Annotated in this window: 12 protein-coding genes; 7 read left to right on the top strand and 5 right to left on the bottom strand. The window is 39.7% G+C overall.

Going from position 1 to position 17,849, the window contains the following annotated elements:
• Window positions 1–38 precede the first annotated feature (38 nt).
• Together HT99x_RS07700 and HT99x_RS07705 are read right to left on the bottom strand one after the other, a co-directional pair.
• A complete protein-coding gene (locus tag HT99x_RS07700; RefSeq protein WP_075066681.1) occupies window positions 39–3,968 on the bottom strand; it encodes a hypothetical protein in 3,930 nt (1,309 codons plus the stop codon).
• A gap of 267 nt (window positions 3,969–4,235) precedes the next feature.
• On the bottom strand, window positions 4,236–4,880 hold the full coding sequence (locus tag HT99x_RS07705; protein ID WP_075066682.1) for an META domain-containing protein: 645 nt from the start codon (window positions 4,878–4,880) through the stop codon (window positions 4,236–4,238).
• A gap of 98 nt (window positions 4,881–4,978) precedes the next feature.
• Here HT99x_RS07705 and mtnP point away from each other — a divergent pair, with 98 nt between their 5' ends.
• From mtnP to HT99x_RS07735, 6 genes are all read left to right on the top strand, one after another.
• On the top strand, window positions 4,979–5,824 hold the full coding sequence (gene mtnP / locus HT99x_RS07710; RefSeq protein ID WP_075066683.1) for an S-methyl-5'-thioadenosine phosphorylase: 846 nt from the start codon (window positions 4,979–4,981) through the stop codon (window positions 5,822–5,824).
• Window positions 5,815–6,822, top strand: coding sequence for an S-methyl-5-thioribose-1-phosphate isomerase (mtnA, locus tag HT99x_RS07715; RefSeq protein ID WP_075066684.1), 1,008 nt, complete (start codon window positions 5,815–5,817; stop codon window positions 6,820–6,822). The genes mtnP and mtnA overlap by 10 nt, the downstream gene beginning before the upstream one ends.
• Complete coding sequence (locus HT99x_RS07720; RefSeq protein ID WP_158003396.1) at window positions 6,816–7,415, top strand: methylthioribulose 1-phosphate dehydratase; 600 nt, start codon at window positions 6,816–6,818, stop codon at window positions 7,413–7,415. The genes mtnA and HT99x_RS07720 overlap by 7 nt, the downstream gene beginning before the upstream one ends.
• Window positions 7,412–8,089: an acireductone synthase gene (mtnC, locus tag HT99x_RS07725; protein ID WP_075066686.1), complete on the top strand. Its 678-nt coding sequence runs from the start codon at window positions 7,412–7,414 to the stop codon at window positions 8,087–8,089. Before HT99x_RS07720 ends, mtnC begins: the two co-directional genes overlap by 4 nt.
• Before the next feature lie 64 nt (window positions 8,090–8,153).
• Window positions 8,154–9,989, top strand: a complete 1,836-nt coding sequence (locus tag HT99x_RS07730; protein ID WP_139016613.1) for an ankyrin repeat domain-containing protein — start codon at window positions 8,154–8,156, stop codon at window positions 9,987–9,989.
• A gap of 126 nt (window positions 9,990–10,115) precedes the next feature.
• A complete protein-coding gene (locus HT99x_RS07735) occupies window positions 10,116–10,493 on the top strand; it encodes a cupin domain-containing protein (RefSeq protein ID WP_075066688.1) in 378 nt (125 codons plus the stop codon).
• Between the two features lie 170 nt (window positions 10,494–10,663).
• On the opposite strand, the gene def is transcribed toward HT99x_RS07735, so the two are convergent.
• From def to HT99x_RS07750, 3 genes are all read right to left on the bottom strand, one after another.
• On the bottom strand, window positions 10,664–11,200 hold the full coding sequence (gene def, locus HT99x_RS07740) for a peptide deformylase (protein WP_083482909.1): 537 nt from the start codon (window positions 11,198–11,200) through the stop codon (window positions 10,664–10,666).
• 20 nt (window positions 11,201–11,220) lie between these two features.
• Entirely contained in the window at window positions 11,221–11,967 is a 747-nt protein-coding gene (locus HT99x_RS07745; protein ID WP_075066690.1) for a methyltransferase domain-containing protein, read from the bottom strand.
• Between the two features lie 103 nt (window positions 11,968–12,070).
• Window positions 12,071–12,331 carry a hypothetical protein gene (locus tag HT99x_RS07750; protein ID WP_075066691.1) on the bottom strand — a complete coding sequence of 87 codons (261 nt, stop codon included), beginning with the start codon at window positions 12,329–12,331 and terminating at the stop codon, window positions 12,071–12,073.
• Between the two features lie 352 nt (window positions 12,332–12,683).
• Between HT99x_RS07750 and HT99x_RS07755 the strand changes: the two genes are divergently transcribed.
• Window positions 12,684–17,849, top strand: coding sequence for an alpha-2-macroglobulin family protein (locus tag HT99x_RS07755; protein ID WP_259565982.1), 5,166 nt, complete (start codon window positions 12,684–12,686; stop codon window positions 17,847–17,849).

The raw sequence follows: 17,849 nt of genomic DNA on the forward strand, positions 1-17,849 counted from the left end.
CGTAAAAGTACTTATTTTTTAACCCTTTAAGGTAAGATTTACATACCCACTTTAGGCGTACTGTTCTCAGTAGTGGGTACCTTGAATTCCCCTCGCACATAACGATTAGGGTATTTAGCTAATAACGCCATATCTAGCGCGGCTTGTGTTGTCGATCTTTCAGGCTCTTTTGTTGTGATTTTAAATTCCGTGCCCGGCTTTGCGGTAGCAACAGCTAATTTACATACTTGCTCAATGGTTTGTTGCTTTTCATCGGGAGGTTGATTTTTATCGATGCTATAAGTTATTCCGTTTGAATTTAGATCCGCTTCAGCATGCACTTGTGTTATTTTGGCATTTGCAGATTTATCCACTGTACTATACATGTTGATTGTTAAATGATGCGACCCTGAGTTTGATTTGTTAGGATCATCAAGTAATTGAAAGTCCTTAATGCCAAAATGTGATAATTGATTCATCTCTTTAAACGAAGTTAATTGTTCATACAACACCCGGCTAGGTAGTTGTGGTACGTTCATAATAACCGTAGGCTTTGCTGTCTCCATGGGCGCATGTAAAATTGTCTGACCTTTAAAATGTGAAACAAATGGTTGTGGCCGTGGACTTTGTGGTCTGGCTGGCTTCTCTTGTGTTGGTCGAGAGTCTATTTCTGCTGAGGCATTTCGATATGATTTCAATGCTGATTTGGCTTTTACAACATCTTCCGGTTTTGCTTTTAGTGAATCAATCCCTTTTTGTAGACCAGCCATTGCTTGAACAGGTCTAATATCTAATGTATCTGTTGCAACATCTTTAGCCGCCACTTGCTGCGCACCTGGCCTCATGTTGTCGCCACAAATATCATTGCCAGGTCCTTGTAAGTAGCCTTTCTCATAGGAATTGAGCTCTGCTCTTTTAATACTCTCCGCCTCTTTATATTTCGGAATTCTACCCAATTTTACATGCATATAGGTTTTAGCTTTGAACTTTTCTTCTGCTGTATTGGTGCGATCTTTTCCACTTTTACACGTTTTATGAAAAGTGAAATCATTATAAACACTCAACAACTGAATATAACTTTGAATTTCATAATTTCGTTTATTCGTTTCTTTTATATCTTTGCCTGACAATAGTGTCTTGGTAATGCCAATTTTGGAGTCATAGCCTAATTCTGCCAATCGGGTGAACTCAATTAAAGCTCGAAGATGATCAACAACTTTCTTTTGCTCTGGATCATTGATTAGTTCCATCACACTTAGCTTTGCATTAAGGTTTTCATAGTTTTGTTCGCAATGGCTTGCTCTTCTTTTTGCTAGATCAACATGAATATGTCTTGTGTTTACTTCCAGTGCTCTTGCTTCTTTCATTAAAGATTTTCTAAACTCTCTGTACTCATTAAACTGAGCAGATAGTTTATCGAAATCTTCATTTTCAGCTTCTGACAAACCGCTTTCTAAACGTTTTGTATTTAAGCTAACAAGTTTATTATGTTCTTCTGGTAGTAACTCTTTTCTCTCAATTTGCTCATATAATTCTTTAAGTCGTGCTTTATTTGCATTTATTTTCTCTTTTTCATTGTTAGTAAATTCAGGCATACCCTTGAGAAAATTGTGAAACCGCGCCGATTCCTTCTGTGCTAATAAGTTTTGCACACTTCTATCTAAAATGAGATTATATGCTTTTTTATTAGTAGCGTTTTCAATTTTAAAGCCACGAGCTAAATTAGCACCATAATTATGATATATTCCATTGAACGTTATTTCCTTAGTTGTGCCATCAGGTAATTTGATGTTAAATGTTCGCCCATCATAATGATTTATAGCGGCTCTAATGGCTGAAAATTGTGTTGCATCCGGATTATTCGTATCCTTCCTATCGACCACTTTATGAATAGGTGATAACAAAGTAAGCATTTCATAATTAATGACTAAAGGGTTACCATCTTTTCCTTTTTGTATAAGCTCAGCGGCAAGTTGTGGCAAAATATCTTCTACAACATTTCTTCTTGCTACTTCAATTGCCAATATCCGGGTAAATTCACCTTTGCTAATAAGTTCATGAGGTATAATCGATGCGGAACGATATCCCTCATCTTGATGGATACGATTTATTTCTCCATCAGTATTTGAATAAATTTCGTTTGTTGACTTCACCCAATTAGCAACGCCTACTTCATCTTTCTTTGCGCTAGAAATGGTTTTATCTTTCTTAACAGGCGTAGAGGTATTGACTTCAATATACTGGCTGTCCAGCTTGCGTACAGTGACTCGCTCTGGTCTTCTTTGAGACATCATATTTCTTTCTTTATTGTAAAGATCTGCTTTTATTTGTTCAGGTGATTTATCTTCTTGCTTTAGTGTTTCTGTAAGCAATGTCATTAATACAGCCATATGCGCTAGCGCTTTTTCGTGTTTTGTATCAAACTCTTCTTTAACACGAGGATCATATTTATTCAATTCACCTAATATAAGATGATCTAGATGACAATCTTTCTCTAGTTGATCAACAAAATAGCGTCTTTGGGCTTCTAATTCAGGTATTTTAGATTGTAACACAGGGTTTTCTTTTGCCAGAGCAATCGCCGCATCCATTTTTAAATTAACTCTATCTAAATAATCTTCGGTTTTGGGGCCACCATAAGCATTCTTTTTCTTTAATCTAAATTCGACATCAGATGCTGGTGGCGTATTTTTAAGCGTTAAAGTTAAAATACCGTATTTATCATCTTTGTTATCCACTTTTAATTCATTTAGCATTGGATGGTTTGGATGATTGCTTTTTAATTTGTCAAGAAATTCCTGAGTGCTGCTAAAGTCTTTAGTATATAAAGTTTTAACAATAATTTTAATTAGTTCTTCTTTTAGTTGCTCTTCTTTTGAAAGTCTGCTCAAGCGATGTGTTCCCACACTGCTTATCGCTGAAGATTTTTTGTTCAAAGGATTCTTGCTCATTGCATTTTTTCTGTCTCTGTTGGCAATGATGCTATGGATTGCTCCATCTTTTTTAACATTAAATTTACGCTCGCTCCCGACTTGATTTACATTGTGGTATTCTTCAAGCAGATAAGCTTGTAGTTCATTTCTATATTGTTGATATTGTTCTTTGCTGATTTCTTGGTTTGCACATTTTTTCTCCAAATACTTTTTTACTTGATCAAAATTGATTGGTTCATTTTCAAATATAATCCCATCTTGCGCTAACCTTCTGAGAATTCTTTTTTTGTCAATATCAGAAAATTTGTTCTCTGCAAATCTTTCTAATCCTATTTGCGAGTCTGCCTCGCTAAAAACGACCTTTAAAAAATTAAATCCATGCTTTACCGATCCTGCAAAATTTCGCAGCACATCTGCGCCTTCTGATTCTGGCTTGATATATAATGATGTCTCATTCCCAGACTCACATAAACCAAAACAGGATGTTTTGAATTTCCAAGGCAAAGGAACTGAAGAAAATTTAGCATCAATTCCATAATGACCATCTTCAGGATATTTCAATTTTTTATTAAAATGTGAAGAACTTCTACTATAGGTTGGATTTTTATCAGTTCTATCAAGCGCGTTTCGTAGGGCATTAACCGGAGAATACAAGGCACCTAACGCTATTTTTTCAGAAGTCTCTAAACTTCGTATCAAACTACTTTTCGCGGCGATCGCAGAAAATAAATTATCGCGTTCACTTCTAAAATAGATATAAAGTTGTTCTGTTATCTTAGGATCGTCGAATGAAAGCGTAAAGGTACCTTTTCCAAAAGGCTTCCCTTCATCAAAGCTAGATTTAATTAAATACCATTGTAGATACGCCATATTTTCGGCGCGCGCTTGTGGCCTTAAATCTTCTTGCGTAAGCGAATTGGTTTGCAGGCGGTTTAAAAATTCTTTGCCTTTTTGCGCATATTCAAGCGCATCCGCCGCCGTAACCACCGTGCCGTCTCGTTTTTTGTTATGGGTGCAATGCTCATTCACATAGTTATAGAACTCAACGTTCAGCATCCACCCTCCTGCAGAGCGATTATTTCAAGTCATTATCCTTATTATTGTATAGCAATTAAGTTATTTTGTTTACTTGCAATATATCGAGTCTGGAAGGTGTATCTACAAGTCGAGGGGTCGAATTTTTCCTGCGCCCCTACGGGGCTTGGTGTGGGGGGGGATTGACTCATAAACCCCACGTTGCGGCCCATTCGCTAGAGCGAATGTTCCTTACGCGGGGCTATTATCCTACGCGGCTACGCCGCTAATAAATAAAAATCAACACCCCTAACGCACCAATCGTATCGTTTGTTTTTTCTCATTCGACAACAATAATTCACTATTACTCTTCAATTTAGCCTGAGTCATGGTTGGCAGTAATGATAAGAAATGCGTTTCCAGTTTCATTAAATCATTTTCCGCGCAAGCCATTCTGGTTGAATATAATGAATCTTTGATAGCCAATTTCTCATCTTCTAGTTGATAGCTACCACCAAAACGATTACAACCTGAAGAACCTGATAATTTTCCATCTTTATCAAAGCGAATAGTTAGTTTGGCATTTTTAATAGAGAAATTTTCGATTTCTTCCACTTGCCATTCTTGTTCAAGAATCCCCATTTGCATCTGATGACAAAGTGGCATTGCTTTTCCGGCCACTTCGATAGTCGCTTGCGTTCCTTTGTTCCAAAACATAATAGAAGGTCTTATTCCTTCAGGGGTTTCATATTTTGCGCCAGAACCTGACATCACCGCGACCAATTCATGTTTAACGCCATGGATCATGAGCGATAACTCTTTCTCACCCTGAAAAATGGCTGTTACCTCCGTCTTACCACAAAGAAAATGCGCCTGTGTACCAGCAGCCATTGCGCCGAAAGCAAGACTCCCACCTAAAAGACAGCCCAAGAATAGTGTTCTCTTCCCTAACATTGTTGCTCCTGCATCAAAATAAGTTGATTAACTTATAACTATAAATGGTTAACATTGCTATAATCTCACCTTTTTGGTTGCGGTGGGAGAGTGTCATCATGTGGGCAGTTCTAGGTGGTTCTGGATTTGAAAAATTTGATAGTTTCCAGTTTATTGAAGAAATAGAGGTTACTACCCCCTTTGGTAAGCCAAGTGCGCCTATTACTAAAGCCAAAGTGAATGATGTAACGGTATTATTCCTTTCTCGTCATGGTAAACATCATGAGTTCACACCTTCCAATATCAATTATCGTGCTAATATTTTTGCATTAAAGCAATGTGGTGCAACTAAAATTCTATCGCTTTCTGCTGTAGGCAGCCTGCAAGCAGAATTAAAACCTGGCGATTGTGTCATTCCAACCCAATATATTGATAGAACCAAATCATTACGTGGCCATACTTTTTGTATCGATGGTGCGGTCGGCCATGTTTCATTGGCTAACCCGGTTGATTTAGAACTCGTAAAACACGTTAAAGAATTCTTAACGGCAGAAAATTTTACGCTGCATTTTGATAAAACCTATATCTGCATGGAAGGCCCAGCGTTTTCTACTAAAGCAGAATCTAAGATGTATCGCATGTTAGGAGCCGATATTATCGGCATGACCAATTATCCTGAATATGCATTAGCGCGCGAAGCGGGACTTTGCTACCTCCCACTGTCATTTGTGACCGATTATGATAGTTGGAATGATAGTCTTGAACACGTTACCTTGGAACAAGTTCTTGAAATCATGCGCAATAATAACCATAAAGCATTTAATTTAATGCAGCAGTTATTACCACAAACGCAAATGCTATTCCCTGAAGGATGCAGTGAACAAGGTCTTAAAACCGGTTTAATGACGCCTATTGAGAGCCTATCACCTACTGTACAAGCGTGGATGAAAGTTGTATGCAAATAAATTTAGAATCTTTAGCACTTCGCTATCAAAATGGTGAAGTCTTTGTACTCGATCAGCAATTACTGCCTTTAGAAGAAAAATGGCTTGCTTGCCACACGATTGATGACATGTGTGACATGATCAAAGCATTAAAAGTACGTGGCGCTCCTTTAATTGGGATAGCGGCTGTTTTCTCTCTCATGCAATTTGTTGAACAAGGTGCAACTGTCGCAGAAGTAAAAGCAGCAGCCATAAAACTAGTGGCGACGCGCCCAACGGCGGTCAATCTCAAAAATTACATGGATACAATTTTACAACAATTAACCACCGATCCTGATGTTGTCTTACAAATCGGTCAAGCGTTGTTCCATGAAGATGTTGAGTTATGTGAAAATATTGCAAATCATGGTGCAAATCTTATTTCAGGTGATGCAACCATCATGACTTATTGTAATACAGGCAGCTTAGCAACCGCTGGCGTTGGGACTGCTTTGGGGGTGATAAAGCGTGCTTATTTACAACAGAATGTGAAACATGTTTACGCTTGTGAGACTCGACCTTTACTGCAAGGTGGACGTTTAACCGCTTGGGAACTATCCAAAGCCAATATTCCCCATACCTTAATTTGTGACAACATGGCCGCGATGGTGATGGCACAAGGTAAAATCAATGGCATTTTAGTGGGAGCCGATCGCATTGCCAAAAATGGTGATACGGCCAATAAAATTGGTACTTATAGTTTAGCGGTATTAGCCAAGCATCATGGGATCCCTTTTTATGTAGTTGCCCCTTACACCACACTTGATCCCAAATGTGCCAGCGGTAAAGAGATTGAAATTGAATTACGCAATGCGGATGAGGTCAAAGGCGCCTTAGGCAAAATCACCTGGGCACCCACACAAAGCGAGGTTTACAATCCTTCTTTTGATGTGACCCCTGCTGAACTTATTAGTGGTTTTATTCTGGATGTTGGCGTATTTGCGCCCAAATACTTATCAGAATGTGGTGCGTTATGCTAAGTGAATTACTGGCAACCTGTGATTACATTGCTAAACGCAATCTCTGCCCAGCAACGGGCGGCAATTTTTCGATTCGCCAATCCGGCGACAAAATGCTTATGAGTGCTTCTGGTAAAGATAAAGCAAACTTAAAAGCCAGTGATTTTGTAGTGTGCAACTTTCAAGCGCAATGGTTAGAAGGTGAAGGCAAACCCAGTGCAGAAGCTGCATTGCACGGCATGATTTATCGACTATCACCCCAAACACAATGTGTTCTTCATACCCACTCTATCCCAGTAACCGTGCTTTCTATGTTAGAAGCACATGAATCCGCGATTCGTTTTCATGGCTATGAAATGCAAAAAACGATAGCAGGTTTTCATTCACACGAAGAAACACTCAATTTATTTGTGTTTGATAATAATCAGCATATTCCCACGCTGGCTATACAATTGATGGATAATTGGCAAGAAGCGCATTTAGCTTCAGGCTTAATTGTGCGAGGCCACGGCCTTTATAGCTGGGGAAATAGCGTTCATGAAGCTAAGCGTCATATGGAAGGCTTAGAATTTCTAGTCGAATGCGAACTCACTCGTAAGCGATATCAAAAATGATTAAAGCAATAGTAACCGATATTGAAGGCACAACCACTGATATTCATTTTGTTCATAAGGTACTGTTCCCGTACTCTCGTGAACGTATGGCAGAATATGTCACGGCAAATGAATATAATCCTATGATTGTGCCCAGCTTAAATGAAGTTCGCCAGCAATTAACGCCTACAGCAACTCTTGAAGATGTTATTCAGCAATTACTAAGCTGGATTGATCACGATGTTAAAATGGGTTCATTAAAAGCGATCCAAGGTCATATTTGGCAAACAGGCTTTGAGCAAGGGCATTTCACAGGTCATGTTTACCCTGATGCTTATGAAAACTTGGTCAAATGGCATCAAGCAGGTATTGCGCTTTATATTTATTCTTCAGGCTCGGTTAAAGCGCAACAATTACTTTTTGGTCACAGTGATTTTGGTGATCTGCGTTATTTGTTTAAAGGTCATTTTGATACTGAAATAGGCGGCAAAAAAGAGGCCACTTCTTATCAAAATATCCTTGAAACGATTGGCTTAACAGGTAATGAAGTGCTTTTTTTATCTGATGTAGTTGCAGAATTAGATGCGGCAAAAGCGAATCATATAAACACGTATTTATTAAATCGAGATCATCAGATTATTGAACAAAATACGCATCCAGAGTGTGATAGTTTCAGTAAAATTCAGGTTTTATAAGTATTTTTCTTATTTTTAGAGGAGTTTTCATGTGTTAAGCTAACACACTTTTTAAAGGTTAGCCATGCACCGAAGCTCCTCTTCTTCAAGCCCATCTCAATTATCGACTTCTAGCGTGGCATCCACATCCAGTCACTCACACGCTAAGAAGATATTTCATCGTTCCTTTCACGCAAAAAAAATTCATCATCTTGTGATGCAGGCTTGCTATAGCAAAAACGATTCTGATTTAGCACGGATTAATAGCGAATTTATAGAACAATTGAAACAATCACCCGCCAGCGCTGTGCTTGAGCTTAGCACCAATGATTTTAGCCATCTACACGATATCTTGCATTTACCTTTTAAAATTCAGAGAGAAAAATGGGCGGCAATTGTTATTTCGACAACCTTACTATCAAACTTTGTTGCAAGTATTCAAGTTCAATATCCCGAGGCACTCAATACTTTACTAAAATTAAAAAATAAAGATAGTGTCACGCCACTACAGCAAGCACTGAGTATTGGTAATATAAAAGCGGCAGAGCAATTGCTTCTTTTAATATCTGGCAATAATGACGTTCTCAATGCCAATTTGAACAGTCGAACCGACGATGGCTTTATGCCATTTCAGCAAGCTTTAGCGACAGGTGATGTTGCTATTGTTCAGCAATTGATTCCCTTACTACTTAACAACAAAAAAGCCTTAACAGCCAATTTAACCAATCGAACTATCGATGGCTTCATGCCCTTACAAGATGCCTTAAGGTCAGGCAATCCAGAAGTTATTCCACCATTAATAGAGTTACTGATTGAAGATACAGAAGCTTTACAAACCAATTTAACCAATAAAACGGTTGAGGGTTTTATGCCATTACAGCATGCCCTAGCAACTGGTAACCTTCAAATTGTGCAGCAGTTAATTCCATTATTGATGGCAAATAGAGAGGCTTTAAAAGCTAATTTACTCAATAGAACCCATGATGGTTTTATGCCTTTACAACAAGCCTTAGCGACAGGCAATCCTGAAATTGTACAACTCATCATTCAACTATTGCAAAACGATGAAGAAGCTTTTAAGGCTAATTTACTCAATCGAACCGAAGCAGGTTTTATGTCATTAGATTGCGCGCTAAAAACGGGCAATCTAATAGTCGTTCAATTGTTAATTCCATTAATGCAAGACGATGCCACGCTCATTGTCAATCTAGAAAATAGAACACGCTCTGGCTTTATGCCACTGCAAACTGCGCTAAACACAAACAATCCTAAAATAGTTGAGCTACTGCTAACATTATTGATTGATCATGAAAGCATCCTGAATGCTAATCTAACGAATAGAACCGAGGATGGTTTTATGCCACTACAAGATGCCTTAAAATCACGCATACCAAGCATCTTTTTGCAACTCATCCCATTCTTAACTAAAAATGAAGATATTTTTAAGGCCAATTTACTTAATAGAACGAACAATGGCTTTATGCCATTACAGCAGGCGCTAGATACGAATATCCCTGAAATTGTTCAGCAATTTTTGACATTACTTATCCATAAAGATATCTTGCGAGAAAATTTACTGAATGAGAATAATTTTGGCTATCATGCACTTCATCAGGTGACCAATGCGAAAGGCCTCCATAATGAAAAAATAATAAAGGCGCTTTTTTTACATATTAAACATATTTTTCGCAGTGAAGCAGATGAACTTTTACTACATTTGCTTGCTGAACCTGTAAAATTCAAGAATTATCGCCTGCCTTACTCTGCCATTTTCAGGATAGCCTTTCCAGAGAATCTTGCGATTTATCCGGAAGCTTACAGTAGCACAATCGCTCACGCATACAACAAAAAAAGAGCCAGTATCTCAGCAGTGCGTTGTGTAACAGAACCTCGCACTCGATACTCTCACAGAGCAAGGTAAGGATAGTTTGCTCATCAGTCTTTCATTGCACAAGTTAAAATGCTCACTGAGAATTTTGATGAGGATGATCATTGGCAGGTAAGTGAGATATACTGAGCTTTAAATAAAAAGCTTAAGAGAATCATAATGAGTTCCATGCAACACTTACCACATAATTTAGCAGAATTAAAAAGCTTTAATCGTCCAGACGAAGTGCGCGATTTTCCGAAAGGGAAATTGGAAATTATTACTATTGGTGGTGTTATCATTGGGCGAGCAACTTTTCAACCAGGTTGGCGTTGGTCAGAATCTTTGCAGCCGATTGCTAAAACCACCAGCTGCGAAGCGCCGCATTTTCAATACCATATTGCCGGTGTCTTAAAAGTAAAAATGGATGATGGCCAAGAATATGAATGTCGTGCAGGTGATATTTCATTATTACCCTCAGGACATGATGCCTGGGTTGTCGGCGATGAGCCTGTTATCGTGGTGGATTTTCAAGGGATGTATAATTACGGCAAATAAAGATAAAAATCCCCCGCTCATCAAATGCTTCCGCATTTATTCAAAGGGGGCTATTTTCTGCTTGAATCTGTTCATTATTGGCTCAATATGCCCCCTTTGAATAAAAGGGGGCAGCTCGCGCTTGTCCGGCGTAGCGTAGCGAAGACACAAGCGAGCGGGGGATTTTTATCTTACTTCTCTCCCGGCCCTTTCTTCTGCATTCTTTCTTGCTTTTTGACTCTTCGCGAAATACGTTCTAATTTAATTTTAGGCAGTCTATCAATATAAAGCCCGCCATTTAAATGATCGACTTCATGCTGAATACATTTTGCTAAATACCCTTCTGCCTTCAATTCAAAAGGCTCACCAAAGCGATCTTGCGCTTTCACCGTGATGATTTGCGCGCGCTTAACCTTTTCTTGGATGAAATTAGGGTAAACCGACATGCAACCCTCATATTCAAATTGTTCGCCTTCATAACTAACAATTTCAGGATTCACCAAGCAAAGCGGCTCATCGTTATTTTGAGACAAATCGATGACGGTAATACTCCACGGGATCTCTAAATCTAATTGCGTTGCAGCTAATGCGGCACAACTTTCTGTGGTGTAACGTGTTTCAAACATATCATCAATGACTTTTTGAATGGTATCGTCAAAAGTTTCTACACGCACACTCTGGCGTTTTAAACGTTTATCGGGATACTGTAAAATTTTAATGAGTGCCATGTTATTTTCCGATTTCTTAATTAAATACGTCCAACCAGTAAGTGTAAAGGCCATTGCATCGTATAGACTTTCTCGCTCTTGCCCCATGCTTGTTCTAAATCATTGAAGATCAACTGAATCGGATCTTGATTTAAGCGCTGTTGATATTCTTTAACCGCTGACCATGTTCTTAAATAGCCAATCAGAGATGCTAATTGAAAATTTTTCTCTGCATGGAATGTCGAGGTTACTTTTTTCTTAAATGGGAAAGCGATTGTTTTATACTCTTTGTCAATATATCGCCGTTCTTTGGGCCAAAAAGTGTCGCCCAGAATATCATGGTACAAGCTATGGATCACCCTATCTACTTCTGGCGAAACACTGCCAAGGGAATAACACCATGCTGCAATGATTGCCTTGGGTTTAGCAACACGGCGCACTTCTTCATAAAATGAGGGCAAATCAAACCAATGCAAAGCTTGAGCAACCGTAATTAAATCTACCGAACGCGGTTGTAATTCTGTTTGTTCTGCAGGCCAACAATAATAAGCAATATTTTCATTCTGGAGTGCGACATTTAACGGTTGCTGATTGATATCGCTCGCAATCACTTGTTTAAAATATTTCGCTAAAGGTAATGCCGCTTGACCATTCCCCGTCGCACAATCCCATGCTAACTGATGCTCGCCACATAAGTCTGCTAAAAACTGAAATAATGCCTCAGGATAATCCGGTCGGTATTGCAGATAATCACCCGAATTTTGGGCAAAATGCTGAATATAAGTCATTAGTTTTACTTAAGAGGAATAGGTGTATAGGCGAGATTATGACAGGCTCTAGTAGAGCCTGTCATCTACTCTTCCCAGTTTGAACTAGGTCAAGTATCTAAAATTAGTAATAAGTTACTGTGGTTGTTGTCACAGGAACTAAAGGTGCATAAATAGGTTGAATATCATAAAGTGGAACCATCACTTCTCTAAAATTGGTTGAGAACAAACCAACAGGTTCTGACCATGAAACCGTGTCATAACCGATCAACGTTTGTGAGTAACCTACAACTTCATAACCTTGTAGCAAAGTAAAATAACCTTCGGTGTAATCAGCGCCACCAGCAACAGTTGATAATTCATTTTGATTTAATTCACGGATCATTTTATTACGTCCTTCGTTATATGTTATCTAACTAATTTTTATCACATCTCAATGACTGTGTGATGGGGCTATCATACCGACTCTTCGCCAAATTACACTGCTCATTTATCCTGATAATCTTGCCTTTCGTCGCCATTAAAACGTTTGTTATCAAACTTTATTTTTTGCTCAATTAAGGCTGTTATACCCAAACTAATTGAATTAGGAGTGTACGTTTAGTACATGACTGGGATGAGAGAGTACTTGGAAGCGTATAAAAAAATATAATCAGGAAAAAGCCTCATCAATGCTATTTTTTTAAAAAAAGGTGTGTTAAAAAAGGGCCATCTTTTTATCAAAAGCTGTCCCCCATATGCATATTCGATTCATACCCAAAATCTTTATTTTGCTTGGTTTGTTAGTCTGTTTTAATCGTGGGCTACTTGCTGATGAGCCACCTGCCACTCATCCTCTTCTTTCGGCACAATTAACAAAATTAGCAGATGATTATTATCGCGATAACATTAAAGCCAATACTTCTGCTGCAAAAACCACGCTTGAGCGGGTAGAACGTAAAGTGCATGCTAAACAAGCATTCGATTCGCAAGATTGGTATGGTAGCCGCTATGGTTTCGTACGGGTACTTGCCGATAGTGATAAAGATTTTCAAGCTTGGTATCTGCTGTGTAAAACTTTAATCGCCTTGCAAGAATATGATTCCTATCAAAATTATGATGATGCGCTGCAAGCTGCCCTGTCAAAAGCTTATCAAAATGCCACATCAACCTTAGATAAAGCAGCGGTTGACTGGCTCGCTTCTCAAACCAAATTTGCATTTAAAGAATTACGTGAAGCTGCGCTTAAGCTTGCCTCACAAAATGACATTGAAAGCCACGTCAATAAACTGATTAGCAACTATCCACAAGAATTTGCCCCTTACCACCTCGATATTCCCCAACGAACGGATGTTGCCAGTGCTTGCATTTCATGGACTGCTTCCTTAGTTAAAACGCGTCATTTCCACTATGAGGAATTTATTAGCTTAGAACCCAAAGTGAAAGATTTGGGCGTTATCGCTAAAGGTAAGCAACTTTGTCTTGAAGGACTCACTTTTGGTCAAAACTATCAACTAACCTTTAAAAATGGTTTCCCAAGCGAAGCGGGAACCAAACTGACGCAAGCACAATCTTTAGGTATTTACGTTCCCCATCGCAAAGCGGCTATTCGCTTTCGGGAAAAAGGTTACATACTCGCTAGCGGCGCACCGCAAGTCATTCCTTTTGTTGCTGTCAATGTTGCGCAAGTGAAAGTTAAGGTCATCCATATCCCCGAACGCAATATTCAAAGCGTTGAAAACATTTGGTTTAACAACCAAATTACAAGATGGGATAGTGACCGTTTACAGAACGAACAGGGTCAAGTCGTTTGGGAAGGAACCTATCGTTTCCCCATCGAAACTGACAAAACTGCCATCTCAGGTTTACCCATTGATGCAATGATGGGACGCAAATTACAACCTGGCGTTTATGTGATTGAAGCGCGCATGAATGAAGAAAGCTACGATGAAAACGAATTTGCTTCTCAAGCATTAGTCATCAGCGATATAGGGATGAGTTCTTATCTTGGACCTGATGGTTTACATGTGTTTACTCGCTCATTAAGCACTGCCAAAGTATTTCCTGGCGCCTCTATCCACTTAATTGCGCGCAACAACCGTGAATTAGCGAAAACAACCACCGATCAAAAAGGACAGGCTACTTTTTCAGCTCAGTTACTTAATGGCAAAGGCGGCAACCGCCCCGCTTTCTTGACGGCTTCGATTGAAGGAAAGCAGTTCACCCTGCTTAGCTTAAAGAATGAAGCCTTTGATCTTAGCGACAGAGGTGTTGATGGTCGCGCTCCCGCAGGCCCTGTCGAAGCTTACTTATATACCGAACGTGGTATTTATCGTCCCGGTGAAACGGTGCATCACCTTTGCTTACTGCGCGATAATAAAGGTCAGGCAATCACCAAATTACCGATTACGCTTAAAATCATGAGACCCGATGGTGTCATTACCCAAGAATCCGTCCTACAAGACGCTGGTAATGGTAGCTATGCCTTAGATTATACCATTAATAGCGCAGCACAAACGGGTGTCTGGACTGCAGCCATTTATACCGATCCCAAAGCAAACGAACTATCACGCACTTCATTCGAAGTAAATGATTTTGTACCGCCTCGTATTGAAGTAAAGACATCATCGTCAGTACCTTCAATCGCACCGCACCAAAGTAACTCTCTGGCTGTGCAAGCAACTTATTACTTTGGACCTCCCGGTGCAAACTTAAAAGTGACCTCTGAATCTCAATTAACCATCATGCAGTCACCTTTTGCAAAATGGAAAGATTATCAATTTGGCCTCATTGAAGAACAATGGACACAACAGCGCTTTAAGCATCTGGATACCCAAACCGATGAACAAGGTAAAGCGGCCATTACCACTAAAATTGATCTCGAACCAGAAACAACCCATCCTTTGCAGTTAGAAACGACAGCAACAGTCTATGAAGTGGGTGGTCGAGGACAATCCAGTAAAAATATCACGGCTTTTTGGCATCAGCCTTATTTAATTGGAATAGCAGAACAATTTAAAGATAACATTGCTAATTCAAATAGCGATGCTAGCTTTAACATCATTGCTGTCAATCAACAAGGCGAGTTACAGTCCACGGGTAAATTAAGATATACCTTGTATGAGGAACAACATGATTATGTCTGGTTCCGTTCAGGGGTAAATTGGCAATATGAAGTCATTACGCGTGATCAAGTGCTTGCCAGTGGTACCTTGCAATTAGAAGGTAAATCACCCACCCCGTTTAAAGTACCTGTCAAATACGGCTCTTACCGCCTTGAAATTCTTGACGAAAAATCAGGGGTTGCTTCAAGTGTCCGTTTTGCAGCAGGTTGGTTTTATTCAGCCGATGCGCCTGACAGACCTGATATGTTAGAAATGGCATTTTCAGAAGAACCTTCTGCTTCAGAAAGCAAAGCTTCTGTTTTCATTAAAAGTCCATTTGCCGGTGACATTTTTCTTGCCTGGGCAGGAGACAGCTTTAAACCTGTTTATACCGGAAAAATCGGAACAGATGGCCTCAAAATTTCCGTTCCCGTCAATAAAACGTTAAATAGTGTTTCAGGAGATTATTTAATCGCCACCGTCTATCGACCCGGCGATGAACAAACTTCACAGCTTCCCAAAAGAGCGATTGGAGTTGCCTGGTTTGAGAATCCACAAACCAGTAAAAAACATCAAATAAAACTAATCCTCGAACATCCTGAAGTGAGCAATGGAGCAAAAACCGTTGAAGTCGTGGTAAAACCTGAAAAACCACAACAGCAATTACAGGTTGCGGTTGCATTAGTCGATGAAGGCACACTTTCCTTAACGGAGTTTGAATCACCCAATCCGTTTGAATATTTCTTTTCACAAAAGCGCTTGGCTTATGAGTTACGTGATAGTTATGGCTATCTGATTAATCCTTATGGCGCGAAACCCGGCTCATTTGAAGTTGGCGGCGGTGAATCGGTTTTAAATGGGGCTTTAACTCGCCTGCCAGCACGTACTTATAAAGTTGTTTCCTTATTTTCGGGTATTGTAGCAGCAAAAGATAAACAACCCATTCGCATCCCCTTTGACATTCCTGAATATAGTGGAAAGCTCCGCGTGATGGCAGTTGCTTGGAATGAAAATGGCGTGGGTCAAGCACAAAGCTATATTACGGTTCGTGACGATATTGATGTTTATCTATCTTTGCCTCGCTTTATTGCGCCACAAGATACCGCCACCGTTCCTTTGATATTGAAAAATATCTCAGGCCCTGAAGGCGAATATCAGGTAACACTACGTTCAGATAAACAAGAATCGATTCAAAAAGTAACCTTGAAGAAAGGCGAAGAGTTGAGACTGCCATTTACATTGCAATATAACGATAATGGTATAAAAAAGGTCGAAGTGCTCTTAAAAGGCCCGCAAAATTTCCAATATAAACGTCAATGGGAATTAGATGCACGGCCAACGACACAGCCTATTTCTTTACAACAATATGGCAAAATTGATCCCAAAAGCACCTTAACTTTGACAAGCGATTTACTCGATAATTTCAGGGAAAATAGTCAAGTGGTGCTTTCTATCGGCTCTTTACCTGAACTCGGTAGTGCACAGTTGATTCAAGATCTCTTGAAGTATCCCTACCATTGTCTTGAGCAAACTACCAGTCGATTGCTTGCCACGCTTTATAGTGACAAAGTAACCGATGAATCATTGCAAAAAGGTTTTAATCAATTAACAACCTTACAAAAAATCGATGGTTCCTTTTCTTTATGGGGACAAAATGGTTACACCGAGCCTTGGTTAACGTTATATGCCGCCGATATGCTCTATATAGCACAAGAAAAAGGCTTTACCGTGCCGCAAGCACTCACCCTTAATCTGAAACGTTGGACCAGCGAAGCGGTACAACGCAATATTGGTGAACCTGCTGATGTTGGCATCATTGCTTTTGCGCATTATTTGCAGGCGAAACAAAGCCAGGGGTCGTTGCGTTCTTTAAGATTCTTTACCGATAACCAAGCAAAATCCATTAAAGACAAAGACGATTTGGCCTTTATTGCTGCGGCCTTTGCGCATTATGGTGATGCCCAAAATGCAACATTATGGTTCGACAAAGCCATTCAAGCACCGGCCAGCGATAGTCGTGAATACTATGTCGGATTCGGCTCAGCCTTAAGAGATGAAGCTATTTTAGTTGCTCTCATGGCAGAAACAACCCACGATTCCGTGAAGATTTTGCCGCTAGCTAAACAATTAGTCGATAAAGCAAGCTTATCGCCTTATTTAAGCACGCAAGAAAAAGCGTGGTTAATTCGCGCCGATGCGGCCTTAAAAGATTCACGTAAAGCTTATCATTTAGTCGTGAATGGCAATGAAATATCTGGTTTAGCGCCGACTGAACATGTCTTTAGCGATTCTGAACTCAAAAAATCCCCTGTGATTGAAAATAAAGGAGATCTGCCTGTTTACTATGCGCGAGCCTTAGTCGGAGAGCCCAAAGATGTGACCAAGCTCGCTCAAGGTGGATTTGAATTGCAAAAAAGTGTCTACACGTTAGACGGACAAACCGTTGATTTAGCCAATCTCAAATCCGGTGAACTCTATGTGGTGCAAATTAAGGGGCGACGCCTTAACAATCAATTACATCATATCCTTCTGGTTGATAGATTACCGGCTGGATTAGAAATCGAGAAAGCGACACTCAGTGCAGAAGAATCATTAAGTTGGTTAGACACCCGAACTCGTACCAGTCGTCAAGAAGGCCGCGACGATCGTTTTGTTGCTGCTTTTGAATTCGCTTCACAGAATGAATTCTCTATTGCTTACATGGTGCGAGCTGTCACTCCCGGCAATTTCACTTACCCTGCTTCCTTTATAGAAGCAATGTATCAACCGCGGTTTTTTGTCTATACGCAGGAGCAAAAGTTACAAGTGCACTCTGATTGA

The organism is Candidatus Berkiella aquae, assembly GCF_001431295.2.
Classification (GTDB): domain Bacteria; phylum Pseudomonadota; class Gammaproteobacteria; order Berkiellales; family Berkiellaceae; genus Berkiella; species Berkiella aquae.